This window comes from Azotobacter vinelandii CA (genome assembly GCF_000380335.1).
Lineage (GTDB): Bacteria > Pseudomonadota > Gammaproteobacteria > Pseudomonadales > Pseudomonadaceae > Azotobacter > Azotobacter vinelandii.
This window is the reverse complement of record NC_021149.1, coordinates 4,767,837-4,794,835: the sequence shown is the minus strand read 5'-3', so window position 1 is coordinate 4,794,835 and position 26,999 is coordinate 4,767,837. Positions and strand designations below refer to the sequence as shown.

Here is a 26,999-nt window from a genome sequence, read left to right as displayed (position 1 = left end):
TTGTAACCTGTCAAATTATTTTTAATGGTTTCATTGCCGTTCGTCGGCTTTTTCCTCCACCTGAACGGGTGGCGGGGATTGTCGGCGCCGGTTCGCTCCTATCGGTAACTTGAAAAAATGTGTATTAAGGTTACGATGGGCCGTCGCGATGGAGAATCGAAATGACCGCGAAACCTGGCGATACTCCGGCCGAGCCCTATGTCCTGGCCGATCATCCGGTGCTCGACATGCTGAATACCGTGGCTCGCGTCGACGGTGTTCCCCATGACTTCTGGCAATCCGACGCGGACGTGCTGCGCTGGCTGGAACGCCTGGGAATGGCCGCCGCGGGCGAGGCGCCGAGCCTGCCGGCAGGGGCCTTGCTGGCAACGGCGCGGGCGTTGCGCGAAGTCGTCCGCGATCTGGTCGAGCGGCGCAAGAACGGCGAGCCCGGCGATCCGACCGAGCTGAACCGCTTCCTGGCGCAGGCCGCCAGCTACCGCCAGGTACGCTGGGATGGCGATGCAGGTCCGCGGCTGGAGACCGTCGGCGAACGCAAGTCCGCCGCCCAGTTCCTGGCGCCCCTGGCCGAGCGGGCGGCTGAGCTGCTGTGCGAGGGCGACTTCTCGCTGATACGGGTCTGCGAGCACCCGCAGTGCATCCTCTGGTTCTACGACCGCACCAAGGCCCATCGCCGGCGCTGGTGCAGCATGGCGCTCTGCGGAAACCGCGCCAAGGTGGCCGAGTTCCGCAAGCGCAAGCAGAAGTGAGCAGCGTTTGCCCGCCACGGGAGCGAAGGACGGCATGCCCGTCGGGAACTGCCAGTTGCCCGAACTCGTGCCGCCATCCATCGGCGGCACCACGCCCGTGGTGAAGTCGGTGTCGCTCGGATGGAGCACGGCATCGGCGCTTTCCTCGACCCGGCCGATCCGTCCGGCCGGTTGCAGGCCTTCGAGAAAACGCCGGGCGTCCGGATCGTGCATCGGCGTGTCGACGATGCCGCGCTGGTGGTCGTCGCGCCAGGCTATCTGGCTCGCGCCGGAATTCCGCAGGCGCTGGACGATCTCGCGCGTCATGAGTGCATCTGCCCGGTAGCGGTCGCGTTGGCGCCATGCCGTCTGGATGGCCGGCAGGCGTCGTTCAGAAGCCCATGGACGTCTGCAGGTATACCGTGCGTGGCTGGCCGAGGTTCTTGCCCTTGTTGTTGTCGTCGTAGGAGCGGGTGAAATACTCGGTGTCGAACAGGTTCTTCACCCCCAGCGCCACCTTGAGGTCGGCGGCCCCGGGGCCGAAGTCGTAGGCCGCGCGGGCGTTCCAGATGACGTGGCCGGGAATCCGCCCGGTGCTGCCGTCGAGGCTTTCCTCGACGGTGTTGGCGTTGTCGGCGTATTGGCTGGACTGGAAGGTGCCGTCCAGGTCGAGGCGCAGCCCGTTGCGCGAATAGCCCAGGCCGAAGGTGCCCTTGTGCTTGGACGAGAAGGGCACGCGGTTGCCCTGATTGGGCCCGGACTCGCGGATGGTCGCGTCGACGTAGGCATAGGTGGCGTAGACATCGAGGCCGGCGAGCGCCGGGTGCAGGTCCGACAGTGCGTAGGCCAGGCTGCCCTCGAAGCCGCGATGGCGGGTTTCGCCGCGGGCGATGATGCTGTCGTTGGTCTGGTTGCTGTCGTACTGGTTGTCGAAGTCGATCAGGAAGGCGCCCAGTTCGGCCTTCAGCACTCCGTCGTCGTAGCGGGCGCCGATCTCCCAGGTGCGGGCCTTTTCCGGCTCGATCTCGTTGGTCTGGGCGCGGTTGGGCATCTGGCTGTACTGGATCGAGCCGAAGGATTCCTCGGTGTTGAAATACAGATTGAGGCTGTCGGTCAGGCGGTACAGCACGTTGAGCGCCGGCAGCGAGGTGTTGTAGTCCGCGTCGTATTCCACTCCGCTGAGCTTGTTGGTCTGTTCCGAACGGATGCGCTCCAGACGCAGGCCGGGGGTGATGGTCCAGCGGCCGATGTCGATGCGGTCGTCGATGTAGAAGGCGTTGGCGTGGGTGTAGCCGCGGGTGTCGCGGTCGTTGCGGCTGCCGGTGTCGGGCAGGCCGTTGCCCTGCGCCTCCCGGTAGCGCAGCTCGTGGGAGGCCTCGCTGATGAAGCGGTGGCCGATGCCGACCTCGTGCCAGCTCTCGCCCAGGGCGAAGCCCTGGGTGAAGCGGGTTTCGATGCCGCGTACCCAGTAGTAGCGCGGCGACAGGGAAACGAAGCTGCCCTGGTCCAGGTAGCCGCTGCGCAGGGTCCGGGTGAAGAAGCCGTTCACCGAGAACTTGCGGGCCTCTCCCGTGTAGTCGTAGCCCAGCCCCACCAGGGTGCGCCTGCCCCAGAATTCGTCGAGCGGACGGCTGGAGCGGTAGGGATTGTCGTCGAAGTCGGCCTTGCTCAGGCCGCCGGGCATCTCGGCCTCGCCGTCGTAGTACTGGACGATGCCATGCAGGCTGTGGGCGCCGTTCGGCTGGTAACGGGCCTTGAGGATCATGTCGTCGATGCGGGTGTCGCTGTGCTCCCGGTAGTCGCTGCCGCGCACCCCGGAGTAGAGCAGCACGCCGCCCAGGCCGTTGTCGCCGGTGCCGCCGAGCAGCAGGTTGCCGGTCCGTTTCCAGGCGTCCTGGCTGGAGGAGGGGCTGACCTCGCTCTGGATGCCGCCCTCGAGGCTGAAGTCCTCGGGAATCGCGCGGGTCACGAAGTTGACGATGCCACCCACGTTCTGCGGTCCGTAGCGGACCGCGCCGCCGCCGCGCACCACGTCCACCGCATCCATGTTGCCCATGGACACGGCCGCCAGCGACAACTGCGGCTGGCCGTAGGGCGCGAAGGGCACCGGGATGCCGTCCATCAGCACCGTGGAGCGGCTGGCCAGGCGCGGATTGAGGCCGCGGATGCCGAAGTTCAGCGCCATGTCGTGGCTGCCGGTGCCGTTGTTCTCCGGCGCGTAGACTCCCGGAATGCGGTTCAGCACTTCCCGCGCGCTGCTGGCGCCGAAGCGCTCGAACTGTTCGCGGCGGATCACGTCGCGCGCACCGGGGTGGTTGAAAACGTCCTCTTCGTCGCCCGCGCCGAGCCAGTCGCCGACCACCGTCTCGGCGCCCAGTTCGAGCGGGGCCCTGGCGGCGGAGGCGGCTTCCGCCGGCCGCAGGCTGAAGCCGGCGCCCTGGGCGACCGCCTGCAGGCCGCTGGTGGCGAGCAGGCGGTCGAGCGCCTCGCGTGGCCCGTATTCGCCCTGCAGGCCCGGACTCCGGCGGCCTTCGGTCTGTTCCGGGGTGAAGGCGATCAGCAGTCCGGCCTGCCGGCCGAACCGGTTCAGCGCCTCGTCCAGCGGGCCGGCCGGAATGGCGAAGGACTGGCGGGCCGCGATGGCCGGTGCCTCGCTCGCGGGCTGGGCTGGAGCGGGCAGGGCGGTGCAGGCGATGGCGCCGAGCAGGACGGGGCGGAGGAGCGGCGAGCGAAAGCGTGAAGGCATGTGACATTCCCGAATAGGTGGTCTCTGCCTTCCTTGTCACGCGAGACGGCGAAACGGCTCAGCCCGGCGGAAGAATTTTTCCGGCCTCAAGCGTGGCGGGGTTGGACGCTGATCCACCAGCGGGTGCGTTGGCTGATCCGCACCGGCAGGGCGACTTCGAGCATGGCGAGGATCGCCAGGCTGTCGCGCAGGGGATAGGTGCCGGACAGGTGCAGGTTGGCGACGCGCGGATCGCAGCCGAGCCAGCCCCGGTGGTAGCGGCCGAGTTCGTCGAGGAAGTCCGCCAGGCGCATGTCGCGGGCCACCAGCATGCCGTCGCGCCAGGCGGCGACGGCGGCGTCCAGGGGCTGCGGTGCGCCGAGCCGCTGACTGTCGAAGCGGATCTGCTGGCCGGCGGCGAGGCTCGCCTGCAGGTCCGGGTGTCCGGCGCAGCGTACCCGTACCGTGCCGTCGAGCACGCCGAGCCGGCAGTGGTCGGCGTACTGGCGCAGGTTGAAGCGGGCCTGCTCGACCAGCAGCGAGCCCTGTGCGGTGGCGATATGGAAGGACGCCGTGCCGGGCGCGACCTCGAGCTGGATCTCGCCGCGCAGCAGTTCGAGCCAGCGCGAGTCGCTCGCCAGGCGCAGGTTGACCGCGCTGTCGGTGTTCAGGCTCAGCCGGCTGCCGTCGGCCAGGCCGATGTCACGGCGCTCGCCCACGGCCGTGCGGTAGTCGGCCAGCCAGGGCCTGGCCCGGCCGCCGGCCAGCCACAGGCCGGGCACGGCGACGGCGGCCAGGCCGAGCATGCCCAGCACCTGGCGGCGGCCGTGTAGCGGTGCGCCCTCCACGGCGGCCCGCGCCGCCGCCGGCGGCAGGCCGCGCAGGCGCCGGTTGACGCTCTCGATGCGCTGCCAGGCGCGTTCGTGTTCGGGGTCGGCCGCGCGCCAGCGCTGCCAGTCCCGGCGCAACAGCTCGTCGGCGTCGTCCTGCAGCTCGACCAGCCAGCGCACCGCCTCCTGCGCGACCCGTTCGGAGACCGGCCCCTTCATTCGTACGACTCGGCGAAGTAGCAGCGCTGCGCCGCCTTGGCGATGTAGCGCTTGACCGTGGCCAGGGAGATGCCGAGGCGCGCGGCGATCTCGGCATAGGACAGGCCGTCGAGCTGGGCGTAGAGGAACGCCTGGCGGACCGGCAGCGGCAGGTCCTCGAGCAGCCGCGCCAGCTCCAACAGGGTCTCCATGGCGATGGCGCGGACTTCCTCGCTCGGCTGCTCCGCCGCGGGAAGCGCGGCCAGGGCTTCGAGATAGGCGCGCTCGATATCCTGGCGGCGGTAGTGGTTGAACAGCAGCCGCTTGGCGATGGTGGTCAGGAAAGCCCGCGGCTGTTCGAGGCGCAGCAGATCGCGGGAGCCCATGACCTGCACGAAGGCGTCCTGGGTCAGGTCGTCGGCGCTGTGCGGGCAGCTCAGGCGGCGCCTGAGCCAGCCGTTGAGCCAGAGGCGATGGTCCAGGTAGAGGCTGTGCAGCACGCTGCGACGATCGGGATGGCCTGTGTCCACGGCGAGGCTCGGTTTCCGACATTAATGATAATAATTCTTATTATGCGGAAAGCGCAGCGGTACGTCACCCCCTTGCCAGATGGAATACCTCAGGGCGGCTCGCCCGGGCCGACGGCCGGCACGCACAGCCGGCTGCGGCCGCCGTCGCGGCGGCGGATGTCGTGGATTTCCGTTTCCACGCCATAGGTCCGGCGCAGGTAGTCCTCGCTGACCACTTCGTCCGCCCGGCCGATGCGCCAGTGCCTTTCCCGGTCCAGGGCCAGGACCCGCGAGGCGTGGAGCAGGGCGTGGTCGGGATGGTGGGTGGTGAGGATGACGCCCATGCGTCCGGCATCGGCGATCCGCCGGACGTGGCCCATGACCTTGAGCTGGTTGCCGTAGTCCAGGTTCGAGGTGGGCTCGTCCATCACCAGGATGCGCGGCTGCTGGGCCAGGGCGCGGGCGATCAGCACCAGTTGCCGTTCGCCGCCGCTGATTTCCGTGTAGCTGGCCTTGGCCAGGGCGCTTATGCCGAGGGTTTCCAGGGCTTCGGCGGCGACTTCCCGGTCCTCCTGGCCGGGACCGGAAAACAGGTTGCCGTGGGCCGTGCGGCCCATGGCGACGACATCCTCGACCTGAAAGGGAAAGGGCGGCGTATGGGCCTGGGGCACGTAGCCCACCCAGCGGGCGAACTCGCGCCGCGACCAGTGGCGGGTCGGCCGGCCGTCGAGGCGGATTTCCCCGGCGCGGGGCGGCAGCAGGCCGAGAATGGTCTTGAACAGGGTGGTCTTGCCGACGCCATTGGGACCCAGCAGGCAGAGCAACTCGCCCACTTCCAGGGTGAAGGAAAGATTCTCGAGTATGCTTCGGTGGCCGTAGCCGCAGGCCAGCGCTTGTACTTCCAGCATGCCCTTCCTCCTCAGGCCCAGGCCTTGCGGCCCTGGTTCATCAGATAGAGGAAGAAGGGCGCGCCGATGATCGAGGTCACGATGCCCAGCGGTACCTCCACCTCGAACAGGGAACGTGCCAGACCGTCCACCAGCAGCAGGAATCCGGCGCCGAGCAGCGCCGAGACGGGCAGCAGGACCCGGTGGTCCGGCCCGACCAGCATGCGCGCCAGGTGCGGCACGATCAGCCCGACCAGGCCGATGATCCCGGCGATGGCCACCGCCGCGGCGGTGACCAGGGTGGCGCTGACGATGATCGCCAGGCGCAGGCGGCCGGTTTCCAGCCCCATGGCCTTGGCTTCCTCGTCGCCGAAGCAGAGCACGTTGAGCGTCCAGGACAGGGCCAGCAGGACCGTCAGGCCGAAGAGGATCGGCGGGCTGGCGATCAGCAGGTCGGGCAGTTCCACCGAGGCCAGGCTGCCCATCAGCCAGAAGGTGATGGCGGGCAGGGTGTTGTAGGGATCGGCGACGAACTTCACCAGCGAGACGAAGGCGGTGAACAGCGTGCCGACGACGATTCCGGCCAGCACCATCACCAGCAGCGGATCGCCCCGCCGGCCCAGGCCGTTGCCGATGATCCAGGTCGTGGCCACGGCGACCAGCCCGCAGGCGAAGGCCAGCACCTGGATGCCGAACATGCCGTAGCCGAGCAGTATGGCCAGGGCCGCCCCCAGGCTGGCCCCGGCGGACACGCCGAGGATGCCGGGCGAGACCATGGGATTGCGGAACAGGCCCTGGTAGCTGGCGCCGGAGACGGTGAGCGCGGCGCCGACCAGCAGGGCGGCGAGGATGCGCGGCAGGCGGATGCCGAGCACCACCGCTTCGGTTTCCGGCGTCCAGTCGGGGGCGATGGGCAGGATCTTCGCGGCGAGGATGGCCAGCACGGTGTCGGGCGGCACGGGATAGCGGCCGATGCCGAAGGAGGCGACGATCAGCGCGGCGAGGGCCAGGGCGAGGAGGAAAAGAAGACGTGGCATTCAGGATCTCCGGGTCGGATTGGCGGACTAGCGTCCGGCCGCTGCCTGGGGGGTGGACAGGCCGAGCAGGTAGCTGACGTCGGCGGCGGAGATTTCCCGGTGATAGAACAGGCGGAAATACTCCCGGGTCAGGCTCGTCAGGTCGAGCGGGAAGACCTCCGGATAGAGGGTCCGGGCCAGCCAGAAGGCGCCGAGGATGCGGTTGCTGCCCGGCGGCCGGTCGAACCAACTGAAGGGAATCCAGGGGATCTGCAGCACCTTGCCTTGTTTCACGGCGTCGACCGGCTGCCAGAGCGGGTTCTCCACGACGGCTTTCCAGGTGGTCGACTGGTCGGCGGCCGGCGTCCAGGTCAGGATCAGATCCGGCTGCCAGAGGTAGAGCTGTTCGAGGGACACGCTGCTCATGCCTTCGTCGGGCAGGTTGACGACTTGGGCGACGTTGAGGCCGCCGACGAAATCGAGGACCTGGGTGTGGCTGGAGCCGGCCGGGTTGGTGGACAGGCCGTCCGGGCCCTCGGCGTAGTAGACCCGCACCCGTTTATCCGCCGGGATGCTCCTGGCCCTTTCCTCGATCGGGTCCAGGTGGGCGGCGACGAAATCGGCCAGGGCCCGGCCCTGTTCCGGGCGTTGCAGCACCTCGCCGAGGAAGGCGAACGCCGGCTTGTAGCTGTGCATGTCCTGGTCGATCAGCAGGACCGGCGCCTGCAGCCGGGCCGACAGGCGATCGGCGCGTTCCGCCGCGCCCGGCATGGCTTCCATGATCACCAGGTCCGGGGCCAGCTTGACCAGCTCCTCGTCGGACAGCATGCGCGAATTCACGCCGGGCACGACCTTGCCTTCGTAGAACTGCGGGGACAGGAAGCGCTTGGCCGTGTCGTTGAGGCGGAAGTTGTTGGCCAGCTTGTCCGGCGCCACGGCGCCGACCATGGGCACGCAATGTCCTACCGCGTAGACCCGCCGGACCTCGTCGGGAATCTTCACCTGACGGCCGGCCATGTCGGTGACCAGGCGTTCGGCGTGCAGCGGGCCGGCGAACAGCAGGGCGGCCAGCAGGCCGACGGCGCCCAGGGTGCGTTGTCGAATGTTCATCAGAAGTGATACCTCAGTTCGGTGCCGAAGGTGCGGCCGACGTCGCGCACGACGCCCCAGTTGGCGGTGGCCGGGTAGCCCTTGTTGTTGGTGCCGTACTCTTCGTCGAGCAGGTTCTGGCCGAACAGGGCGACGCTGAAGCCCTTGCCCAGTTCGCGGCTGAGGTTCAGGTTGACCGTGGTGAAGTCGCCCACGGTGTAGTCGTAGCTCTTGTAGGGCTCGACCCGCACCACGCTGAAGTTGGCGTTCCAGGGGCCGTGGCGCCAGCCGAGGCGGCCGTTGAACTTGTTGTCGGGGACTTCGCTGCCGGTGGTGCCGTTCTCGTCGTTGCCGTCGTAGTAGGTCCAGCCCAACTCGTAGCTCCAGGGGCCGGAATCGCCCTGCAGGCTCACCTCGATACCCTTGCGGATGACCTCGTCGACCGCCTTGTAGATGGTCACGCTGGTCTGGTCGCCGGTGCTCGGGTCGACGATCGGATTGCCCTCGGAGTCGGTGTCGATGGCGCCGTCGGATACCTTGGCGTTGCGCAGCACGTAGTAGAAGGGCGTCAGGCCGAGTCGCAGCGCCCGGCTGAAGTTGGCGTTGATGCCCAGTTCGTAGCGATGGCGCTTCTCGCCGGGCAGGTTCTCGTTGTTGCGGGTGCTGATCTGGTCCGGGGTCGGCGTGAAGTTGAACGAGTAGCGGGCGGAAACCCGCCAGACCGGATCGATCTGCCAGGCGGTGCCCAGGGAGAACAGGGTCGCGTCGTCGGTCCACTCGTCGTCGGAAAGCTCGGTCCTGGTGCCGTTGTCCAGGTACTTGTCGCCGCCCTGGATGATGTGCTTGCGGTCGATGCGGAAGGCGGCGTCCACCGACCAGCCGGGAGTGATGCGATGTTCCAGGGTGGTGTAGAGGCCGTAGACCTTCTCCTCGCGGGAACTGGTGCCGCCTTCGGTGAACTGGTACCACTCCACCGTCTGGCCGCCGAACTTGAGGGTGGTCTTCGCGGTGGCGATGGTGTGCGAGAGGTTCCACTCCTTGGCGCGGTCCTTGGCCTCGCGGCCGGCGACCGTGGATTTGTCGGTGGTCAGGCTGTAGGCGTACTGGGTGCCCTTGGCCTCGGTCCAGCCGTAGGTGAGGCTGGTGGTGTGCACGTCGTTCCAGGGCTTGGCCAGGTTCACCGCGATGACCCTGGTATCCATGGGCGTGTATTTCCAGATGTTCTTGTCCATCACGTGGTTGGGCGTGGGGCCGCTGACCGGGTAGCGGGTGGCGCCCGTGTAGGTCCCCTCGGCGCGCTGGATTTCCCGGGAGGCCTTGTTCAGGAAGAAGGAGGCCGAGGCGATGAAGTTCTCGTCCTTCCAGCCGCCGTTGGCCAGCCATGTATCGGAGTGGTATTCCATGTTCCAGCCCGGCCGGCCGTTGTAGTCGGAGCGCTGGTAGCCGCCGCCCAGGGTGAGCCGGTCGTCCAGCCAGGAGTCGCTGAGAAAGCCCAGGGTCTTGCGGTTGTCGAAACGGGCGTAGCTGGTCTTGAAGTCGCCGCGGTCCTTGCCGGGACCGCCCTTGCGGGTCTCGATGAGGATGAAGCCCTGGTTCGGCGAGCCGGCGTTGGCGGAGCCGAAGTCCATCAGCGGGCTGATGGTGATCACCGAGGAGTCGCGCAGGAAGCGGACCGAATCGATCATCTCCACCGGCAGGTCGCCGAGCACCCGTTGCGCCTCGGTCTGGGTCAGGTAGACGCCGTCGAGGATGATGCTGACCTTGTCGCCGCGGTTGTAGGAGAAGTTGTGCACCCGCGCGCCCTGGCGGCCGATGCTCATGCCCAGCGAGCCTTCGATCAGTTCGCTGACGTCGCGTGGCCGGATGGCCTCGATGTCCTCGCGGTCCAGGGTCTGCACGGCCGCCACGCTGCGCGGCAGGGCGAAGCGCTGGTAGGCGGGGATGGAGGCGCCGACCGGTTCGCTCCACGAGTCGTCCGCATCGTCTTCGACCGGCAGGGCGGCGAGCTTGAGATCGTCGGTTGCCTGGGCTGGGCCGCCGGGCAGGAGAAGTAGGGGGGCGAAGAGTAAGCAGGGGACCTTCAAGCGAGCCATGACGATGTTCCTGAGGCTTGTGGTTGGGATGACGCTTAATGTCAATCCCCGTGCCATGGCTCTGGAGCGTTCGAATGGGTACGGAGTGGGGCTTGGGTTCCTGGATGTCGAAAAAATCGCGGGAAAAGGCGGCATCGCCTGTACTGAAATGTCCTCCGGCGGACAGGGATGTTCGCCTGGGTAATTCGCGCAATGGTGCGAATGTGGTGCGATAAGCCAGGAAAAGATTGATTAACGCAGGTATCTTGCATGTATACGTTCGCCCTTACATGATCGTTCGGCGAGCCGTTCCCGCATGCGATTCGCTGGGTCGTGGGTGATGGCCGGCGGGGCTGGATGGATAGAGGGGCGGGGGAAATCGGGGAGCGTCGCCGGACATGCCTCGAGTCGTCCTGTCGAGGCTCCGCGACGGCGCCTGCCGATGCGTTGCGCATCGGCATCGCAACGGCCTGTAAACGATGCCTCGCCGTTCCGGGAGGATTGCGCGGTGTGGTTCATCGGCGCGACGCAGGGCGGTGCGCCGTGCCGGAACGGCGGTTCGCCCACCGTGGGTGCTTCGGGTCATGGCGGGCCGGAGAATTTCTCCGCGCTCCGCAAGGGCCCGCGATCGGCCGTGTCGACTCGACGGAGGACAGGGCGGTCAGCGTTCGCTCTGCTGCGGCGTTTCCCGCTGCACGAAGCGCCAGTTCTCGAACTCCTTGGGAAAGAGCATGCCGGCGTCGCCGCGCGGACCGCTGAACACCTGGCGCAGGCGGGGCGCGCCCAGCTTGCCGCTGGGGTCCAGTTCCTCCACCTTGTCCAGCGCCTCCAGGGATTCGGTCTCGCGGCCCAGGCGGGCCAGGTTGTAGGCGTAGGCTGTGAGCGACTGCAGCCAGAGGCGGGTGAAGGCGTGCCAGTGGACGAAGTCGGCCATGTCCGGACGGACTTCGCGCCAGTCTGCCGGCAGGCCGAGGCGCCGGGACAGCCACTCTATGCAGGCCAGCGCCCAGTGCGCGGCCTCCAGCGAACGGCGCCGGTAGAAGTAGAAGCGGTAGGCGACGATGCGCACGCCCAGGGTGTCGGGCGCCTGGTCGATGATTTCCCGGACCAGCGTTTCGGCTTTCTCGCTTTCATTCCAGTGGGCGAAGATTTCCTTCAGCTTGGCATGGGTCTCCGGCGGCAGGTTATGGCTGAAGTGATAGGGCTCGAAACGGTAGATCCGGGCGCTGGCTGGCTGCGGCGAAGCGGATTCGGACATGGCGGTTGCTCCTGGACAGGGGGACAGGCGCCCCTCGCAAGATCGGCGCCAGCGTCGCGGCCCTTCGCCCCTGCCGCTCGCCGCGTGGCCGGGGCCGGTGTCCGGCGGGCCTTCGCCGCCGCACTCGGCGGGCTCTTCCCCGCGTGTCGCCGGCCCGGGCTGTTCCGGCCGGTGCGCAATCGGCCGGTGTTTAGTTCGCGTTCGTGCATTCGGTCCCGATCGGCGACCAATCGAGAAGGCACGGCGACTGGAACGGAGCTTGCTGTATCTTCTGCGGATGCCGCCCAGGCGGCGTGAGCCCTGTCCGGAGATGCTTTAATTAACCGATTATGAAAGTTCTCAGATGCGGATTGCTGCCCGGTGAATCCCGGGCGGTGGTGGAACGACTCAACGAGCCCCTGCGCGCCAGTCTGGAGCGCCGCCTGGGTCTGCCGGTGAAGTTGCTGGTCGGTAGCACCTACGTGGCCACCGGCGAGGCCCTGCGCCGGGGGCAACTGGATCTGGCCTATCTCGGTCCGGTGACCTACATCCTGCAGAGTCGCCACGCCGGCCTGGAGCCTTTCGCCCGGCCCACCCACGGCGGCAGCCGGGGGCCGACCTTCCAGGCGGCGGTCATCGTGCCCGCCGACAGCCCGGTGGAAAGCCTCGAACAACTGCGCGGCGCGGAGATCGCCATGGGCGACCTGGCCTCCACGTCCGGCGCCTGGGTGCCCCGGCACATGCTGTTGCGGGCGGGGCTGAGCGCCGACCGGGACTATGTGCGTCGCACCCTCGGTGCCCACGATCAGGTGGCCGCGGCGGTGGCCGCCGGTCATTCGGCGGCCGGCGGATTGTCCCTCCAGGTCTTTCGCCGCCTGCTCGCCGAGGGGCGCCTGGAGCGGCGGGCCGTGCGCATCCTCGCCGAGTCGCCGCCGATTCCCGAATACCTGTGGACCTTCCGCGAAGGGTTGCCGATGGAGTTGCGCGAGGCCATACGCCGAGCCTTCTTCGAACTGCGCGAGCCGGCCGCGCTCGGCGCCTACGCGGCGGAAGCCTTCATTCCCGCGGTGGACGCCGATGTCGACAGGGTTCGCCACTGGATGGAGGAAATCCTCGAGGCCCGTCTGCAACCCGGCGGACTGAAGGCCGCCGAGGAGCAGCCGGCCCAGCCCCTGTCCCAGTTGAAGCTGCCCTGGCGACGCGCCAGCGGCGCATCCGGAGGTCGACCATGAAACCGCATTCGGCGAACGCGCGTCCCGGTCGGGAACTGCCGGTCCAGGACAAGCCCTGCGAATGGGACATGGGTGAATGCCGCACCGATCTGTTGCCGCTGCTCGGCGAACTGGGGCGCATCTCCAGCGAGGGCAGCGACCTGGCCGGCATCCTGCGGGTGCTGCTGGAACTGATGCAGCGCCATCTGAAGGTCGCGCGCGGCATGGTGACCCTGCGCGATCCGGAATCGGGGCGGATCTTCGTCCAGCAGGGCTGCGGCCTGAGCGAGGAGGAGGAGGCCTCGGGCAGCCTCGCCCACGGCGAGGACATCGTCGCCCAAGTGGTGGACAGCGGGCGGACGGTGCTGCTGCCGGGCGAGGCGGGCAGCCAGTCCTTCCTCTGCGTGCCGATCCGCCGCGACCGCAAGGTGCTGGGCGCCATCGTCGCCGAGCGCCACTACGCCAACCGCCAGATGCTCGAGCTGGACGCGGAGATTCTCGCCATTCTCGCCGCCACCACCGCCCAGGCGGTGGAGCTGCACCTGCAGGAGCACGTGCGCAAGGTCGCCCTGGAGGACGAGAACCGCCGCCTGCGCTCGGCCCTGCAGAGTCGCTTCAAGCCCAGCAACATCATCGGCAATTCGCGGCCGCTGCAGGAGGTCTACGGGTTGATCGAGAAGGTCACCCGCTCGCGGACCACGGTACTGATCCTCGGCGAGAACGGCGTGGGCAAGGAACTGGTGGCCAGCGCCATCCACTACAACAGCAGCAGCGCCGAGGGTCCCTTCGTCAAGTTCAACTGCGCCGCCCTGCCGGAGAGCGTCATCGAGAGCGAGCTGTTCGGCCACGAGCGCGGCGCCTTCACCGGGGCGGCGACCCAGCGGCGCGGGCGCTTCGAGGCGGCCGACGGCGGGACCATCTTCCTCGACGAGGTGGGCGAGCTGTCCCTGGCCATGCAGGCCAAGCTGCTGCGGGTGCTGCAGGAGAAGAGCTTCGAACGGGTCGGCGGCAACGTCACCCACCAGGTCGACCTGCGCATCCTCGCCGCCACCAACCGCGACTTGCGGGCGATGGTGGAGCAGGGCCGCTTCCGCGAGGATCTCTACTACCGGCTCAACGTCTTCCCCATCACCGTGCCGCCGCTGCGCGAGCGCGGCTCCGACGTCGCCACCCTGGCGGAGCATTTCGTCGCGCGCTTCTCCGGCGAGATGGGCGTCACAGTGGAGCGCATCTCCGCGCCGGCGATGAGCATGCTGATGTGCTACCACTGGCCGGGCAACGTGCGCGAGCTGGAGAACGTCATCGAGCGGGCGGTCATCCTCTGCGAGGATGCGGTCATCGAACCGCATCACCTGCCGCCTTCGCTGCAGACCCCGGCGGTTTCCGAGAGCCCGTCCGCCGGCGGCATTCTCGATGTCCGCCTGAGGCAGGCCGAGCACGAGATGATCGTCGAGGCGCTCAAGCGGCATAAGGGCAACATGACCGAGGCCGCCACCCATCTGGGTCTGACCCGGCGCATCCTCGGCCTGCGCATGGCCCGGCACAACCTGAACTACAAGGATTTCCGCTGAGGTCCGGCTGTACGGTGCCGTGGCCGCATCAATCCGCCAGCCGGGCGGTGAGTGCGATGATCGGCAGGGCCACCAGCGCCATGGCGGCGGCGGGCAGTGGACCGACCGTCCCGGAGGCGAGGCCCAAGGACTTGTCCGGGCCTGACCGGCGAGATGTCCCGTGGTGCGGTGCAGTCCTTCGACCGGCGCGAACAGGTTGTCCGCTTGACCCGGCGTCTCGTTCTCTGTGCTCTGCTGTCCCGCGCAGGCTTTTTTCGCCAGCAGGCGGTCGAGCAGCACGGGCATGAACATGCCGCCGACGGCGCTGAGGACGCCCGGCGGGCTGGCCAGTCGGCGCATCTTTCCACCATTGGGCATTCTCCCTGAACTATTGGCGATGGACGCCCCTCTACCCCCTGAACGAGGGGCATTCGTGCCACTCGCTTCGACGAAGTCCCGAGACACCGGGGGCGATGGAACAGGAGATTGCGACCAACCGTGTGAGGAGGATTTATGTTTGTCCACAACAAGCGTCTTCAATACACCGTACGGGTTGCGGCACCGAATCCTGGTCTGGCGAATCTGCTGCTGGAGCAGTTCGGCGGGCCACAAGGCGAACTGGCGGCGGCGATGCGCTACTTCACCCAGGGGCTGGCCGAAGATGACGCGGGCCGCAAGGATCTGCTGATGGATATCGCGACCGAGGAACTCAGCCATCTGGAGATCATCGGCTCGATCGTCGGCATGCTGAACAAGGGCGCCAAGGGGCAACTGGCCGAGGGTGTCGAGCAGGAGGCCGAGCTGTACCGTTCGCTGACCGGCGGCGGCAACGACTCCCACATCACCTCCCTGCTGTACGGCGGCGGACCGGCGCTGACCAACTCGGGCGGAATCCCCTGGAGCGCGGCCTACATCGACACCATCGGCGAGCCCACGGCCGACCTGCGCTCGAATATCGCGGCCGAGGCCCGCGCCAAGATCATCTACGAGCGGCTGATCAACGTCACCGACGATCCCGGCATCCAGGATGCGCTGAAGTTCCTGATGACCCGCGAACTGGCCCACCAGAAGTCGTTCGAGAAGGCCCTGCATGCGCTGCAGCCCAACTTCCCGGAAGGGAAGCTGGCGGGCATGCCCGAGTTCACCAACACCTACTTCAACATGTCCCAGGGCGCGGACGATGTGCGGGGGCCGTGGAACCAGGGCGCCGAATGGAAGTTCGTCGAGACGCCGCAGCCGGCTGTCGACGGCGGCGACGGCATGGCCACCGTGAACCTGCCCGACAAGGATGCGCAGGTCTGGAAGCAGATGGCCATGCGCACCCTGTCGAATCCGACTGCCGATCCGCTCACCGGCGCCGATCTCGGTTCCGGCAAGACCCAGCACTGAGGATATCGGCGCGAAAGCCGCACCCTTCGTTCCGGCGCATGCCGGGCCGAGGGCGGCTCGGTGCCGAGCATCTTCCCGCCGTGCACCGACGCCCGCCAAGGCGCCGGTGCCGGATCGTCGATGGCTGTCTTTCGGCGTTTCATCACGGAGAACGAGCATGGAGGATATCGGCGAACTGGTGGCCTTTCTCGAGGCGCGCCAACTGAAGCTGAGTACCGCCGAGTCCTGTACCTGCGGGCTCATGGCCTCGCTGCTGGCGAACGAGCCAGGCTGCGGTCAGGTGCTGGATTGCGGCTTCATCGTCTATTCGCCGCAGTCCAAGCATCGGCTGCTCGGCGTCGATTTCGCCACCATCGAGCGATTCGGCCTGACCAGCGAGGAAGTGGCCTCGGAAATGGCGATCGGCGCGCTTGAGGCCAGCCGCGCCGATCTGGCGGTGGCCAATACCGGCGTGGCCGACGAGTCGGAGGAGGACCCGGGCGGCACCCAGTGCTATGCCTATGCCCTGAGGCGGGGTGAGCGGCTGGCCGTGGTCAGCGAGACGGTGAAATTCGACGGAGACCGCGTCGAGATCCGCAAGCGGGCGGCCCATCACGGTCTGGCCAGGATTCCGGAAAAACTCGAAGCCCTGACGAAAAAACTCGATTGACCGCGATTTCCGCCGGTGGGCTGCCGAGCCCGTTCAGGGCGCCGGCGTGACCCGCCACACGGCATTCCCCACATCGTCGGCCACCAGCAGCGCTCCCGCCTTGTCCACCGTCACGCCGACCGGCCGACCGTAGGCCTCCTCCTTCTCCTCGTCGACGAAGCCGGTGAGGATGTCCTGCGGCGGCCCGGATGGGCGGCCCTGAGCGTCGAAGGGCACGAAGATCACCTTGTAGCCGCTGCGCGGCTTGCGGTTCCAGGAGCCGTGCTGGCCGACGAAGGCGCCGTTGCGATAGTGCTGCGGCAGCAGGTCGCCCTGGTAGAAGGTCAGGCCCAGGGAGGCGGTATGCGCGCCGAGGGCGTAATCCGGCACCAGGGCCTTGGCCACCAGGTCCGGGCGCGGCGGCTGGACGCGCTCGTCGACGTGCTGGCCGTAGTAGCTGTAGGGCCAGCCGTAGAAACCGCCGTCCCGGACCGAAGTCATGTAGTCAGGGACCAGGTCGCTGCCGATCTCGTCGCGTTCGTTGACCGCCACCCAGAGCGCGCCGCTCTGCGGCTGCCAGGCCAGACCGTTGGGGTTGCGTAGGCCGGAGGCGAACAGACGGGTGGCGCCGTTGGCCGGATCGACCTCGAGGATGGCGGCGCGGTTTTCCTCCGCCGCCATGCCGTTCTCGGCGACGTTGCTGTTGGAGCCGACGGTGACGTAGAGCTTGCTGCCGTCGCGGCTGGCGATCAGGTCCTTGGTCCAATGGTGATTCAGCGTTCCGGCCGGCAGATCGGCCACCTTCACGCCGGGCGCGTCGATCCGGGTCGTGCCTTCCTGATAGGGGAAGCGGACGATGGCGTCGGTGTTGGCGACGTAGAGCTGGTCGCCGACCAGCGCCATACCGAACGGCGAGTTGAGGTTCTCCAGCAGTATCGTGCGGATTTCCGCGAATCCGTCGCCGTCGCCGTCGCGCAGCAGGCTGATGCGGTTGGCGCTGGGCACACCGGCGCCGGCGCGGGCCATCGCCTTCTTCATCACCCAGCCGCGGATGCCCTTGCCGTCGTCGGGCTTGGGCGGCGCATTGGTCTCGGTGACCAGCACGTCGCCGTTGGGCAGCGTCAGCAGGGTGCGCGGATGCTCCAGTCCCCTGGCGAAGGCCTTCACCATCAGGCCGCTGGCGGCGGCCGGCATCTCGTCCCGTGGCCAGCCGACCGCCTTGGCGATGTGCACCGTGGGGATCAGAGTCGACTTCGGCTCGGGCAGTTTCGGCTGCGGACCGTAGCCCTCGCCGACCGGCAGTCGGGCGGTGTCGCCGCAACTGCCGAGGAGGAGCAGAAGTGGGGTACCGATGAGCAGGCGAGCGAGGCGCAACATGGTCGGTCTCCGCGTGGACGTTGATTGAAGGTTCGACTCGCGCAGTGCGGAAAGTGCTTCCGGCCCGGACGCCTTCCCGCCCGATGGGCACAGGGGCCGGTTCTAGGAGAGGATCACCAGGCGGTCGGGCAACTCGTTGCGTTCATGGGTGGCGGGCAGGTGTTCCTTGAGCAGCGCGCCGCAGGCCTCGATGCAGGACAGGAACCCCTGCAGCGTTTCGCCGCGCTTCACTTGAGCGGTGAAGGCCTCGACGATGGCCTGCCAGGCGGCGTCGTCCAGGCGGCTGGAGATGCCCCGGTCCACCAGAATCTCCACATAGCGCTCGGCTTCCGCGACGAAGATCAGCATGCCGCTCTGGGCCTCGGTGTGGTGCAGGCCGAGTTCGATGAACTGCCGCCGCGCCAGGTTGCCGGCGCGCCAGTGGCGTATCGGTCTGGGAATCAGCCGGGTGGTGATGGCGGGAAGACGGAACAGCAGGCTGGCCAGGATGAAGGTCGTCCACTGCGCCAGTAGCAGATGCCCGGCGCCCAGCCAGCCGCCGATCAGGTTCAGCGAGCCGGGCAGCAGCAGGGCGAGCAGCCCTGCCCAGAGCAGGGATATGTAGGTGTAGTCGTCGGCCCGCGCCGCCAGCACCGTCACCAGTTCGGCATCCGTCTCGCGCTCGATCCGTTCGATCGCCGCAGCCACCTGCCGTTGTTCGCTTTCGCTCAGCAATGTCATGGCTTCGCATCCTTACCAGCCACCGGAGGCTCCGCCGCCGCCGAAGCCGCCACCGCGCCCGCCGAAACCACCGCCTCCACCCCCACCGCCGCCATGGCGCAGGCTGCCGAGCAGGGCGCCGGCGATCAGCGCTCCTCTGCCGTGCCCGCCACGGAAGAGCAGCAGGATGATCGCCAGCAGCACGAGCAGGAGCAGTGGCGATGGTTCGTCCGCCTCCCGCGTGCCGGGCTCGCCCTGCAGAGGCTCGCCGCCCAGCACCTGGAGCATCGCGGTCACCCCTTCGGTGACGCCGCGGGCGAAGTCGCCCCGCCGGAAGGCCGGAACGATGAGGTTATGGATGATGAGCGCAGACTGGGCATCGGTCAGGCGCCCCTCCAGGCCATAGCCGACTTCGATGCGGACCTGCCGCTCGTCGCGTGCGACGATCAGCAGCGCACCGTTGTCCTTGCCCTTCTGGCCGATACCCCAGCGGCGGCCCAGTTCGACGCCGAACTCTTCGATGCCGCGCCCCTGCAGGTCCGGGACGGTGACCACCACCAACTGATCTCCGCTGGCCTGCTCATGGGCCGCCAGCATCTGCGTCAGGCGCGCCTCGGTTGCCGCATCGAGCAGTCCGGCGCGATCCACCACCCTTCCCGTCAGGGCGGGGAAGCCGGCCTCCTGCGCCTGGACGAGGGCGCAGGCGCAGAGCAGCAGAGCCAGAAAGACCCTGGGCGCCGGTGTCATCGGAACTGAACTTGCGGCGCCTGTTCCGCGCCCTGGGTCGTGGCCTCGAAGCTTTCGCGTACCGGCATGTCGCGGTAGAGCAGGCCGTGCCAGATGCGTCCGGGGAAGGTACGGATCTCGGTGTTGTAACGCTCCACCGCGGCGATGAAGTCGCGCCGCGCCACCGAGATACGGTTTTCCGTGCCTTCGAGCTGGGACTGCAGGGCGAGGAAATTCTGGTTGGCCTTCAGTTCGGGATAGCGCTCCGACACCACCATCAGCCGACTCAACGCGCCGCTCAACTGGTCCTGCGCCTGCTGGTACTGCTGCAGCTTCTGCGGATCGTCCAGCGTGCCGGCATCCACCTGGATGGACGTGGCCTTGGCCCGCGCCTCGATCACCGCCGTCAGAGTTTCCCGCTCGTGCTGCGCGTAGGCCCTGACCGTTTCCACCAGATTGGGAATCAGGTCGGCACGCCGCTGGTACTGGTTCTCCACCTGTCCCCAGGCCGCTTTCACCTGTTCGTCATAGGTGGGAATGTCGTTGATACCGCAGCCCGCCAGGAACCACGACATGAACAGGACCGTGGCCAACCGCCACGGGAGACGGGAGCTTTGTCTGAAATGAGTCATCCGCGTGTTCCGCCTTGCCGATTGACAGGGTGCCTACCGGTTGCGCCGGTCGGTCATTGGTAGTCTAGAGGCTTGCGGAGAGAGGTGTTTGGAAAGGCGTGGATTGGAGGCGGTAGCGCTTGAGGACAGTCGAGAGATTCTTTGCTCGGGAAGAGGAGGGATATTCCCCTGAACAAAGATGGTGGGCCCGCAGGGACTCGAACCCTGGACCAAAGGATTATGAGTCCTCTGCTCTAACCGACTGAGCTACAGGCCCCCAGAAGGCCGGCGGATTATAGCGGTGGCTTTCCGCCCGCGCCAAGCGACGGAGCGGAAAAGGGACGTATCCGCCAGGAAATCACGGCTCGGTCTTGCGGCGGGTTCAGCAGCAGTCGTCTTCGATCCGCTCCAGCAGGGCCAGGGCCTCCTGGTCGGCGTGGCGGGCGAAGAGTTCGTAGACGACGTTCACCTGGGCGTGCAGCAGCAGGCGGGCATCGCTTTCGCTGCCGTCGCGCGAGCCGATCTTTTCGCGGAAATAGGCGCAGATCGGACAATCGCCCCGGTCCTGCTGCACGTAGTGCTGGAGCCGCGCGTAGAGGGCGCGGATGCAGCGGTCGCAGTCGATGTAGGGCAGAGATTCTTCGCCGCAGATGCTGCGATAGGTGGTCGTGGACATGGGCTCCTCCGGCAATCGATGACGGGTGATATCTGGAGCGACCATGCTAGAAACCACGTCGGCGGCTGTCTGTCAGCCAGCGGACACCTGGCTGCGGGCTCGCAGGCGTTCGGCATCGTGGATGTCGAAGACGCCGTTGCCGACACGGCTGAGAATGCCCTCGCGGGCCATCCGGTTGAGCAGGGAGGAGACGGTCTGGCGGGTTGTGCCGAGCAGGCGGGCGATGTCCTCGGTGTTGAGGTCCAGTTCCAGGCGCAGGCTGTCCTGATGGGGGCGGCCCTTGCGCGCCAGCATGCCGTCGAGAAAGCGTGCCAGGCGGCCCTCGACGTCGCGGAAGGCCAGGTCCTCGATGATGCGCATGCAGTTGCCGAGGGTAGCGCCGAGCACGCGGATGATCGCCGGCACGGCGCTCGGCAGCGAGCGGAGGGTAGCTGTCATCTGCGCGGTGTCGCCCATCAGTACCTCGCTCGGGCGCACGGCCTGGACATAGGCCTGGCTGTGGGTGCTGTAGATACCGCCGGCTTCGAGGAAAGTGAGGGTGTATTCCTTGTCCTCGAAGGCGAGGAATACCCGGATGCGTCCGCTGTGCACGATGAACACGCTGTCGCGCTTGCTGTTCGGGCTGCCGAGCAGTTCGCCTTCGATCAGCTGGCGCCGATGAAAGCCCTGTAGCAGCGCTGCCTGGGTCAGTGCGTCCAGGCTGTCGAGCAGATTGCTGGCGTCGGGTCCGTGCATTGGGTCGTATCGCTGAGGTCTGGGCAGTCGGTCGATGCAGTATAAGACAGGACATGGCTACGTCCGCTCGGCGAGCTGGAAAGCAAGACCCCCGGCGAGCCGGGGGTCTTGCTGTCACTCGTCAAGGAAGGAGCGCAGGTGCTCGCTTCGCGAGGGGTGGCGCAGCTTGCGCAGGGCCTTGGCCTCGATCTGACGGATGCGCTCGCGGGTCACGTCGAACTGCTTGCCGACCTCCTCGAGGGTGTGGTCGGTGTTCATGTCGATGCCGAAGCGCATGCGCAGCACCTTGGCTTCCCGGGCGGTGAGGCCGGCGAGGACTTCGCGGGTGGCCTCCTTGAGGCTTTCCACGGTCGCCACCTCGATCGGCGACTGCATGGTCGAGTCCTCGATGAAGTCGCCCAGATGCGAGTCCTCGTCGTCGCCGATCGGGGTTTCCATGGAGATCGGTTCCTTGGCGATCTTCAGCACCTTGCGGATCTTGTCCTCGGGCATGTCCATGCGCTCGCCGAGTTCTTCCGGCGTGGGTTCGCGGCCCATCTCCTGGAGCATCTGGCGGGAGATGCGGTTGAGCTTGTTGATGGTCTCGATCATGTGCACCGGGATGCGGATGGTGCGCGCCTGGTCGGCGATCGAGCGGGTGATCGCCTGGCGGATCCACCAGGTGGCGTAGGTCGAGAACTTGTAGCCGCGGCGGTATTCGAACTTGTCCACCGCCTTCATCAGGCCGATGTTGCCTTCCTGGATCAGATCGAGGAACTGCAGGCCGCGGTTGGTGTATTTCTTGGCGATGGAGATCACCAGGCGCAGGTTGGCCTCGACCATTTCCTTCTTGGCGCGGCGGGCCTTGGCTTCGCCGATGGACATCTGGCGGTTGATGTCCTTGATTTCGGCGATGGTCAGGCCGACCTTCTGCTCGAGGTCGATCAGCTTCTGCTGGCACTGCTTGATGTCGTCGGCCAGATTGCCCAGGGCTTCGGCGTACTTGGCCTTGCCCTTGGCGAGGAGGTCGACCCAGTCCTGATCGGTCTCGTTGCCGGGAAACTGGCGCAGGAAGTCGGCGCGCGGCATGCGCGCATCGCGCACGCACAACTGCATGATCGCGCGTTCCTGGGCGCGCACGCGGGTCAGGGCGTCACGCACCTGCTCGACCAGGGTGTCGTACTGTTTGGGCACCAGCTTGATCGGCATGAACAGGCTGGCCAGCGCCTGCAGCGCCTCAAGGCCCTCGACGCTGTGGCGCCCGTGCCGTTCGAGAGCCACACGGGTCCTGCCCAACTGCTCGGCGACAGCGCCGAAGCGCTGGCGGGCGATCTCCGGGTCGGGACCACCGTCGCCTTCCTCGTCGTCGCTGTCGCTTTCCTCGCTCTCGTCCTCGTCCTCGTCCTCGGATGCGGCGGGGGTCGCGGCGCTCTTGCTCTTGAGATCGACGGGAACCTCGGCCTCGGCAGGCACCGCCGAATCGTCGTCGGGATCGATGTAGCCGCTGAGGATGTCGGACAGGCGGCCGCCTTCGCTGGTGACGCGCTGGTATTCCGCGAGGATGCCGTCCACGGTGCCCGGGAAGTGGGCGATGGCGCTCATCACCTCGCGGATGCCTTCCTCGATGCGCTTGGCGATCTCGATTTCGCCTTCGCGGGTGAGCAGTTCCACGGTACCCATTTCGCGCATGTACATGCGCACCGGGTCGGTGGTACGACCGATGTCGGTTTCCACGGCGGCCAGGGCCGCGGCGGCTTCCTCGGCGGCAGCTTCGTCGGTGTCGGCTTCGGCCAACAACAGGGCATCCGTATCCGGGGCACTTTCGAATACGTTGATCCCCATGTCGTTGATCATGCGGATGATGTCTTCCACCTGTTCCGGATCGGAAATATCCTCGGGCAGGTGGTCGTTGACCTCGGCATAGGTCAGGTAACCCTGTTCGCGGCCGCGAGCGATCAACTCTTTGATGCGAGACTGCTGTTGAGCTTTTACGGACATGACACCCTATCCACTGAATTTTCTGGCGGGCTGAAAAGCTGAATATTATAACGGATGCTTGACCTCACACGCCAGTTGAGGTCGGGGGGATGGGAGATACGTCGCGGCTGAGCAGGTCGCGCAATCGAATCTTCTCTTCGGCGCTCAATTCACCCTGGCGGGCCTTGCGAAGCAACTGTTCGATGCCGCGCTCGCGCTGCCGGGCCGCTAATGTATTTATAGTGTCGAAAAACTGTTGTTCAAGGTTGTCCGTCGAAATCAGCCATTCCTTCTCCGCCAGGGCACGCAGCAGACGGCCCTGTTCGGTGCCGTGCCAGCGGGCGATCAGTTGCAGGCTGCTGCTGCGCGGGTTTTTCTGCAGGGCTTCGAGCAGGGCGACCAGCAACTGGGCGTAGGGGTCCTCCTCGCTGGCGAAATGGCTGGCATCGGCGACTTTCTGCGCCAGTTGCGGATGCTGCAGCAGGGTGCGCAGCGCGCTCAGGTTGGGCGGCTCGACGCTGACGGCGGTACGCGGTCGCGGCGCAAAGTCGTCGCGGCCCTTGCGGTAGCCGCTGCGTCCCTTCCACTGGCCCTTGTCCTGAGCGGTGCGCCCGAAAGCGGAGCGCTCGGGCTCGATGAGGTCGGCGTAGCCGGGGTCGGCCTGGTAGTAGTGGGCATCTTCCACGCGCGGAACCGGGCTGGCGGCCGGTGAGTTCGGACTCGTGCCGGTCAGCCCGGTGATCTCGGCGAGGCGCTGGCGCATCAGGGCGCGCAGGTTGGCGCCGGGGATCTTCTCGATCAGCGGCGCGGCGAGGGTCGCCAGGTGCGCCTTGCCCTCCAGGGTGCCCGGGTCGGCTTCCTCGGTCAGTTGCCGGAAGAAGTAGTCGGCCAGCGGCCGGGCCTGTTGTTCCAGGCGGGCGAGGAAGGCCTCGCGGCCCTCGGCGCGAACCAGGCTGTCCGGGTCCTCGCCTTCGGGCAGGAACAGGAAGCGCGCGCGCCGGCCATCCTGCAGGCTCGGCAGGGTGGCCTCGAGGGCGCGCCAGGCGGCCTTGCGGCCGGCCTGATCGCCATCGAAGCAGAACAGCACGCTGGGCACCAGGCGGAACAGGCGCTTGAGGTGCTCCTCGCTGGTGGCGGTGCCGAGGGTCGCCACCGCGTTGCGCAGGCCCTGCTGGGCCAGGGCGATGACGTCCATGTAGCCCTCGACCACGATGATCTCGTCGAGGTCGCGGTTGTGCCGGCGCGCCTCGAAGAGGCCGTAGAGCTCCTGGCCCTTGTGAAATACCGGGGTCTCCGGGGAGTTCAGATACTTGGGCTTGTCGTCGCCGAGCACCCGGCCGCCGAAGGCGATGACCCGGCCGCGGCTGTCGCGGATCGGGAAGATCACTCGGTCGCGGAAGCGGTCGTAGCGCCTGCCGGTCTCGGCGTTCTCGATCAGGAGACCCGCCTCGATCATCGCCTTCTGCTGCAGGGCATCGCCGCCCAGGTGCTTGAGCAGGTTGTCCCAGCCGGGCGGGGCGAAGCCGAGGGCGAAGTCGCGGGCGATGACGCCGGACAGGCCGCGGCCTTTCAGGTAATCGACGGCGACTTGGCGCGCCGGATGGCTTTTCAGGGCCTGGCGGTAGTAGTCGGCGGCTGTGGCCAGCAGCGGATAGAGTGGCGAATCGGCGCTCTGGCGCGGTTGATGGGGGCCGCCGCGCTCCTCGCGGGGAACCTCCAGGCCGGCGCGCCTGGCCAGTTCCTCGACCGCCTGGGGGAACTCCAGGTGGTCGTGGTCCATGAGAAAGCCCAGCGCGTTGCCACCGGCGCCGCAGCCGAAGCAGTAGTAGAACTGTTTGTCCGGGCTGACGGTGAAGGAGGGGGTCTTTTCCTGGTGGAAGGGGCAGCAGGCGCTGTAGTTCCTGCCGGTCTTCTTCAACTGGACGCGCGAGCCGATCACCTCGACGATGTCGGTGCGGTTCAGCAGGTCGTCGATGAAGCCTTGGGGGATCAGTCCGGCCATGGGTGTTCCGGTTAGGTCGCCGGGTTGGTTCCAGAAACGACGAAAGCCCGGTACGTGGCCGGGCTTTGGGAGGCGGCGAAGCGCTGTAGCTTAGTACAGGCGCTCGCGGCGGCGCTGCTCGCGCTGAACCTTCTTCGCGTGGCGCTTCACGGCGGCGGCGGCTTTGCGCTTGCGCTCGGCGGTGGGCTTCTCGTAGAACTCGCGGCTGCGAACTTCGGCCAGTACGCCGGCTTTTTCGCAGGAGCGCTTGAAGCGACGCAGGGCTACGTCGAAGGGTTCGTTCTCTTTAACTTTGACGGCGGGCATCCAGGGCTACCTTAACTATTGACCGGTGGTGAACGCCCTCTCCGGACTCTGCTCGGGAGAACGTCGATTCTCAAGGGCTGCGGATGTTACCTCATCGGCCGCTTGCAATGCAAAGCCCGCGGCACGAAAAGCGCTGGTCTGCGGGGTGGTCGCCGATTATCATGCGCCCCTCGATTTGCCAGGCTAATCCATAAAGGTCGAACCCATGCTCGTTCTGGGGCTGGAAACCTCCTGCGACGAAACCGGCGTCGCGCTTTACGACAGCCGGCGCGGCCTGCTGGCCGACGCGCTGTTCAGCCAGATCGATCTGCACCGCATCTATGGCGGGGTAGTGCCCGAACTGGCCTCGCGGGATCACGTCAAGCGCATGCTGCCGCTCTTGCGCCAGGTGCTCGACGAATCCGGCTGCCGCACCGGGGACATCGACGGCATCGCCTATACCGCAGGACCCGGCCTGGTCGGCGCGCTGCTGGTCGGCGCCTCCTGCGCCCAGGCGCTGGCGCTGGCCTGGGGGGTTCCGGCGCTCGGCGTGCATCACATGGAGGGTCATCTGCTGGCGCCGATGCTGGAGGAACAGCCGCCGCAGTTTCCCTTCGTCGCCCTGCTGGTTTCCGGCGGTCATACCCAACTGGTGCGGGTCGACGGCATCGGTCGCTACCAGGTGCTCGGCGAGTCGCTGGACGACGCCGCCGGCGAGGCTTTCGATAAGACCGCCAAGCTGCTCGGCCTCGGTTATCCCGGCGGTCCGGAGATCGCCCGCTTGGCACAGGACGGCCGGCCCGGGCGTTTCGTCTTCCCGCGGCCGATGACCGACCGGCCAGGCCTGGAGTTCAGCTTCAGCGGCCTCAAGACCTTCGCCCTGAATACCTGGCAGCACTGCCGGGCGAGCGGCGACGACGGCGAGCAATCGCGCCGCGATATCGCTCTGGCCTTCCAGCAGGCGGTGGTGGAGACGCTGATCATCAAGTGCCGGCGGGCGCTGAAGCAGACCGGCCTGAAGCGTCTGGTCATCGCCGGCGGGGTGAGTGCCAACCAGGCGTTGCGTTCGGCGCTGGAGCGGATGCTCGGCGAACTGGATGGCCAGGTGTTCTACGCCCGGCCGCGCTTCTGCACCGACAACGGCGCGATGATCGCCTATGCTGGCTGCCAGCGTTTGCTGGCCGGCCAGCGGGATGGGCCGGCGATTCAGGTCCATGCGCGCTGGCCGATGGAGACCCTGCCGGCGCTCTGATCCTGCGGCGCAGGGCTAGAAATGTCTTTCCCGGCCGGCGAAGAGAGCATGCAGATTGCCGCGATGGCGCCAGACGATCACCCCATAGAGCAGCAGCATCGGCAGCAGGGCTTCGGGCTGCCGCCAGGCCAGCAGCGGCAGGCACAGCGGCGTGGCGGCCAGGGCGGCGAGAGAACTGGTGCGGGTGAAGGCGAAGACCAGCAGCCAGGCGGCGACGGCCGGCAGCACCGCTGGCGGATAGAGGCCGAGCAGCATTCCGGCGGCGGTGGCCACGCCCTTGCCGCCACGAAAGTTGAAGTACAGGGGATAGAGGTGGCCGGACACCGCGGCGAGGCCGATCCAGGCCTGCTGCTGGACGCCCAGGCCGGCGTGCTGGGCGATCAGTACCGGCAGCAGGCCCTTGCCGAGATCGCCGAGCAGGGTGAGCGCCGCCAGGCGCTTGCCGGCGATACGCAGCATGTTGGTAGTGCCGGGATTGCCCGAGCCGCAGGCACGCGGGTCCGGTCCGCCGCTCAGTTGGCTGAGCAGGATGGCGAAAGACAGCGAACCGAGCAGGTAGGCGAGGATCGCCAGCAGCCAGACCATGGGATCCGTTCCGGGGTGAGGGCGTC

At 67.3% G+C, this 26,999-nt stretch carries 24 protein-coding genes, 1 tRNA gene and 2 pseudogenes; 7 read left to right on the top strand and 20 right to left on the bottom strand.

From position 1 onward, the window contains the following. The first annotated feature begins 161 nt into the window (after positions 1-161). Positions 162-749: a CGNR zinc finger domain-containing protein gene (locus AVCA_RS21550; RefSeq protein WP_012703187.1), complete on the top strand. Its 588-nt coding sequence runs from the start codon at positions 162-164 to the stop codon at positions 747-749. A 51-nt stretch (positions 750-800) separates the two neighbouring features. Here AVCA_RS21550 and AVCA_RS26950 read toward each other — a convergent pair. Continuing rightward, positions 801-980: pseudogene (locus tag AVCA_RS26950) on the bottom strand (3-oxoacyl-ACP reductase); the annotation flags it as partial. On the opposite strand from AVCA_RS26950, the pseudogene AVCA_RS27310 reads away from it, so the two are divergent. Continuing rightward, a pseudogene (locus AVCA_RS27310) lies at positions 969-1,064 on the top strand (LysR family transcriptional regulator); the annotation flags it as partial. The pseudogenes AVCA_RS26950 and AVCA_RS27310 sit on opposite strands and share 12 nt — an antisense overlap. 55 nt (positions 1,065-1,119) lie before the next feature. Here the strand turns inward: AVCA_RS27310 and fecA are convergent. The 8 genes from fecA to AVCA_RS21510 all read right to left on the bottom strand — a co-directional run bounded on the left by fecA (position 1,120) and on the right by AVCA_RS21510 (position 11,312). After that, positions 1,120-3,474, bottom strand: coding sequence for a TonB-dependent Fe(3+) dicitrate receptor FecA (fecA, locus tag AVCA_RS21545; protein WP_012703186.1), 2,355 nt, complete (start codon positions 3,472-3,474; stop codon positions 1,120-1,122). Positions 3,475-3,560: 86 nt separating this feature from the next. Beyond that, positions 3,561-4,502 (bottom strand): FecR domain-containing protein, encoded by a 942-nt coding sequence (locus AVCA_RS21540; RefSeq protein WP_012703185.1) that lies wholly within the window; start codon positions 4,500-4,502, stop codon positions 3,561-3,563. Beyond that, positions 4,499-4,981, bottom strand: coding sequence for a sigma-70 family RNA polymerase sigma factor (locus tag AVCA_RS21535; protein ID WP_012703184.1), 483 nt, complete (start codon positions 4,979-4,981; stop codon positions 4,499-4,501). The genes AVCA_RS21540 and AVCA_RS21535 overlap by 4 nt, the downstream gene beginning before the upstream one ends. A 119-nt stretch (positions 4,982-5,100) precedes the next feature. After that, entirely contained in the window at positions 5,101-5,898 is a 798-nt protein-coding gene (locus AVCA_RS21530) for an ABC transporter ATP-binding protein (protein ID WP_012703183.1), read from the bottom strand. A gap of 11 nt (positions 5,899-5,909) precedes the next feature. Next, on the bottom strand, positions 5,910-6,914 hold the full coding sequence (locus AVCA_RS21525) for a FecCD family ABC transporter permease (RefSeq protein WP_012703182.1): 1,005 nt from the start codon (positions 6,912-6,914) through the stop codon (positions 5,910-5,912). A gap of 27 nt (positions 6,915-6,941) precedes the next feature. Continuing rightward, positions 6,942-8,003 carry an ABC transporter substrate-binding protein gene (locus AVCA_RS21520; protein ID WP_012703181.1) on the bottom strand — a complete coding sequence of 354 codons (1,062 nt, stop codon included), beginning with the start codon at positions 8,001-8,003 and terminating at the stop codon, positions 6,942-6,944. After that, positions 8,003-10,075, bottom strand: coding sequence for a TonB-dependent receptor plug domain-containing protein (locus AVCA_RS21515; RefSeq protein WP_012703180.1), 2,073 nt, complete (start codon positions 10,073-10,075; stop codon positions 8,003-8,005). The genes AVCA_RS21520 and AVCA_RS21515 overlap by 1 nt, the downstream gene beginning before the upstream one ends. A 640-nt stretch (positions 10,076-10,715) precedes the next feature. Further along, positions 10,716-11,312, bottom strand: a complete 597-nt coding sequence (locus tag AVCA_RS21510; RefSeq protein WP_012703179.1) for a hypothetical protein — start codon at positions 11,310-11,312, stop codon at positions 10,716-10,718. Between the two features lie 329 nt (positions 11,313-11,641). Between AVCA_RS21510 and phnD the strand changes: the two genes are divergently transcribed. The 4 genes from phnD (at position 11,642) to AVCA_RS21485 (ending at position 16,090) form a co-directional block, all read left to right on the top strand. Beyond that, complete coding sequence (phnD, locus tag AVCA_RS21505; RefSeq protein WP_072432467.1) at positions 11,642-12,523, top strand: phosphate/phosphite/phosphonate ABC transporter substrate-binding protein; 882 nt, start codon at positions 11,642-11,644, stop codon at positions 12,521-12,523. Beyond that, a complete protein-coding gene (gene vnfA3 / locus AVCA_RS21500; RefSeq protein ID WP_012703177.1) occupies positions 12,520-14,073 on the top strand; it encodes a vanadium-dependent nitrogenase transcriptional regulator VnfA3 in 1,554 nt (517 codons plus the stop codon). Before phnD ends, vnfA3 begins: the two co-directional genes overlap by 4 nt. A gap of 492 nt (positions 14,074-14,565) precedes the next feature. After that, positions 14,566-15,441, top strand: coding sequence for a manganese catalase family protein (locus AVCA_RS21490; protein ID WP_012703175.1), 876 nt, complete (start codon positions 14,566-14,568; stop codon positions 15,439-15,441). 157 nt (positions 15,442-15,598) lie between these two features. Then, complete coding sequence (locus AVCA_RS21485; protein WP_012703174.1) at positions 15,599-16,090, top strand: CinA family protein; 492 nt, start codon at positions 15,599-15,601, stop codon at positions 16,088-16,090. Between the two features lie 33 nt (positions 16,091-16,123). On the opposite strand, the gene AVCA_RS21480 is transcribed toward AVCA_RS21485, so the two are convergent. The 10 genes from AVCA_RS21480 to rpsU form a co-directional block, all read right to left on the bottom strand. Further along, on the bottom strand, positions 16,124-17,446 hold the full coding sequence (locus AVCA_RS21480) for a PQQ-dependent sugar dehydrogenase (RefSeq protein WP_012703173.1): 1,323 nt from the start codon (positions 17,444-17,446) through the stop codon (positions 16,124-16,126). A gap of 102 nt (positions 17,447-17,548) precedes the next feature. Further along, a complete protein-coding gene (locus AVCA_RS21475) occupies positions 17,549-18,166 on the bottom strand; it encodes a TPM domain-containing protein (RefSeq protein WP_012703172.1) in 618 nt (205 codons plus the stop codon). Positions 18,167-18,178: 12 nt separating this feature from the next. Next, entirely contained in the window at positions 18,179-18,892 is a 714-nt protein-coding gene (locus AVCA_RS21470) for a TPM domain-containing protein (protein WP_012703171.1), read from the bottom strand. Beyond that, positions 18,889-19,446, bottom strand: a complete 558-nt coding sequence (locus AVCA_RS21465) for a LemA family protein (RefSeq protein ID WP_373860952.1) — start codon at positions 19,444-19,446, stop codon at positions 18,889-18,891. The genes AVCA_RS21470 and AVCA_RS21465 overlap by 4 nt, the downstream gene beginning before the upstream one ends. A gap of 236 nt (positions 19,447-19,682) precedes the next feature. After that, a tRNA-Ile gene (locus tag AVCA_RS21460) sits at positions 19,683-19,759 on the bottom strand. A 105-nt stretch (positions 19,760-19,864) separates the two neighbouring features. After that, complete coding sequence (gene cowN / locus AVCA_RS21455; protein ID WP_012703169.1) at positions 19,865-20,158, bottom strand: N(2)-fixation sustaining protein CowN; 294 nt, start codon at positions 20,156-20,158, stop codon at positions 19,865-19,867. Positions 20,159-20,230: 72 nt separating this feature from the next. Then, positions 20,231-20,893 (bottom strand): Crp/Fnr family transcriptional regulator, encoded by a 663-nt coding sequence (locus tag AVCA_RS21450; RefSeq protein WP_012703168.1) that lies wholly within the window; start codon positions 20,891-20,893, stop codon positions 20,231-20,233. 114 nt (positions 20,894-21,007) lie between these two features. Beyond that, positions 21,008-22,870, bottom strand: a complete 1,863-nt coding sequence (rpoD, locus tag AVCA_RS21445; protein ID WP_012703167.1) for an RNA polymerase sigma factor RpoD — start codon at positions 22,868-22,870, stop codon at positions 21,008-21,010. 64 nt (positions 22,871-22,934) lie between these two features. Next, a complete protein-coding gene (gene dnaG / locus AVCA_RS21440; protein WP_012703166.1) occupies positions 22,935-24,851 on the bottom strand; it encodes a DNA primase in 1,917 nt (638 codons plus the stop codon). 90 nt (positions 24,852-24,941) lie between these two features. After that, positions 24,942-25,157, bottom strand: coding sequence for a 30S ribosomal protein S21 (gene rpsU / locus AVCA_RS21435; RefSeq protein ID WP_003085057.1), 216 nt, complete (start codon positions 25,155-25,157; stop codon positions 24,942-24,944). Positions 25,158-25,362: 205 nt separating this feature from the next. On the opposite strand from rpsU, the gene tsaD reads away from it, so the two are divergent. Continuing rightward, positions 25,363-26,388, top strand: coding sequence for a tRNA (adenosine(37)-N6)-threonylcarbamoyltransferase complex transferase subunit TsaD (gene tsaD, locus AVCA_RS21430; protein ID WP_012703165.1), 1,026 nt, complete (start codon positions 25,363-25,365; stop codon positions 26,386-26,388). 15 nt (positions 26,389-26,403) lie between these two features. Here the strand turns inward: tsaD and plsY are convergent, their stop codons facing one another. Next, complete coding sequence (gene plsY, locus AVCA_RS21425) at positions 26,404-26,973, bottom strand: glycerol-3-phosphate 1-O-acyltransferase PlsY (RefSeq protein ID WP_012703164.1); 570 nt, start codon at positions 26,971-26,973, stop codon at positions 26,404-26,406. Positions 26,974-26,999 lie beyond the last annotated feature (26 nt).

Coding starts and splice junctions, on each gene's coding strand:
- AVCA_RS21475 (WP_012703172.1), bottom strand. CDS start 18,166: ATGACATTGCTGAGCGAAAGCGAACAACGGCAGGTGGCTGCGGCGATC.
- AVCA_RS21450 (WP_012703168.1), bottom strand. CDS start 20,893: ATGCACGGACCCGACGCCAGCAATCTGCTCGACAGCCTGGACGCACTG.
- AVCA_RS21550 (WP_012703187.1), top strand. CDS start 162: ATGACCGCGAAACCTGGCGATACTCCGGCCGAGCCCTATGTCCTGGCC.
- AVCA_RS21470 (WP_012703171.1), bottom strand. CDS start 18,892: ATGACACCGGCGCCCAGGGTCTTTCTGGCTCTGCTGCTCTGCGCCTGC.
- AVCA_RS21490 (WP_012703175.1), top strand. CDS start 14,566: ATGTTTGTCCACAACAAGCGTCTTCAATACACCGTACGGGTTGCGGCA.
- plsY (WP_012703164.1), bottom strand. CDS start 26,973: ATGGTCTGGCTGCTGGCGATCCTCGCCTACCTGCTCGGTTCGCTGTCT.
- dnaG (WP_012703166.1), bottom strand. CDS start 24,851: ATGGCCGGACTGATCCCCCAAGGCTTCATCGACGACCTGCTGAACCGC.
- AVCA_RS21520 (WP_012703181.1), bottom strand. CDS start 8,003: ATGAACATTCGACAACGCACCCTGGGCGCCGTCGGCCTGCTGGCCGCC.
- AVCA_RS21515 (WP_012703180.1), bottom strand. CDS start 10,075: ATGGCTCGCTTGAAGGTCCCCTGCTTACTCTTCGCCCCCCTACTTCTC.
- fecA (WP_012703186.1), bottom strand. CDS start 3,474: ATGCCTTCACGCTTTCGCTCGCCGCTCCTCCGCCCCGTCCTGCTCGGC.
- AVCA_RS21525 (WP_012703182.1), bottom strand. CDS start 6,914: ATGCCACGTCTTCTTTTCCTCCTCGCCCTGGCCCTCGCCGCGCTGATC.
- cowN (WP_012703169.1), bottom strand. CDS start 20,158: ATGTCCACGACCACCTATCGCAGCATCTGCGGCGAAGAATCTCTGCCC.
- AVCA_RS21510 (WP_012703179.1), bottom strand. CDS start 11,312: ATGTCCGAATCCGCTTCGCCGCAGCCAGCCAGCGCCCGGATCTACCGT.
- rpoD (WP_012703167.1), bottom strand. CDS start 22,870: ATGTCCGTAAAAGCTCAACAGCAGTCTCGCATCAAAGAGTTGATCGCT.
- AVCA_RS21540 (WP_012703185.1), bottom strand. CDS start 4,502: ATGAAGGGGCCGGTCTCCGAACGGGTCGCGCAGGAGGCGGTGCGCTGG.
- vnfA3 (WP_012703177.1), top strand. CDS start 12,520: ATGAAACCGCATTCGGCGAACGCGCGTCCCGGTCGGGAACTGCCGGTC.
- AVCA_RS21485 (WP_012703174.1), top strand. CDS start 15,599: ATGGAGGATATCGGCGAACTGGTGGCCTTTCTCGAGGCGCGCCAACTG.
- tsaD (WP_012703165.1), top strand. CDS start 25,363: ATGCTCGTTCTGGGGCTGGAAACCTCCTGCGACGAAACCGGCGTCGCG.
- rpsU (WP_003085057.1), bottom strand. CDS start 25,157: ATGCCCGCCGTCAAAGTTAAAGAGAACGAACCCTTCGACGTAGCCCTG.
- AVCA_RS21530 (WP_012703183.1), bottom strand. CDS start 5,898: ATGCTGGAAGTACAAGCGCTGGCCTGCGGCTACGGCCACCGAAGCATA.
- AVCA_RS21480 (WP_012703173.1), bottom strand. CDS start 17,446: ATGTTGCGCCTCGCTCGCCTGCTCATCGGTACCCCACTTCTGCTCCTC.
- phnD (WP_072432467.1), top strand. CDS start 11,642: ATGAAAGTTCTCAGATGCGGATTGCTGCCCGGTGAATCCCGGGCGGTG.
- AVCA_RS21465 (WP_373860952.1), bottom strand. CDS start 19,446: ATGTCGTGGTTCCTGGCGGGCTGCGGTATCAACGACATTCCCACCTAT.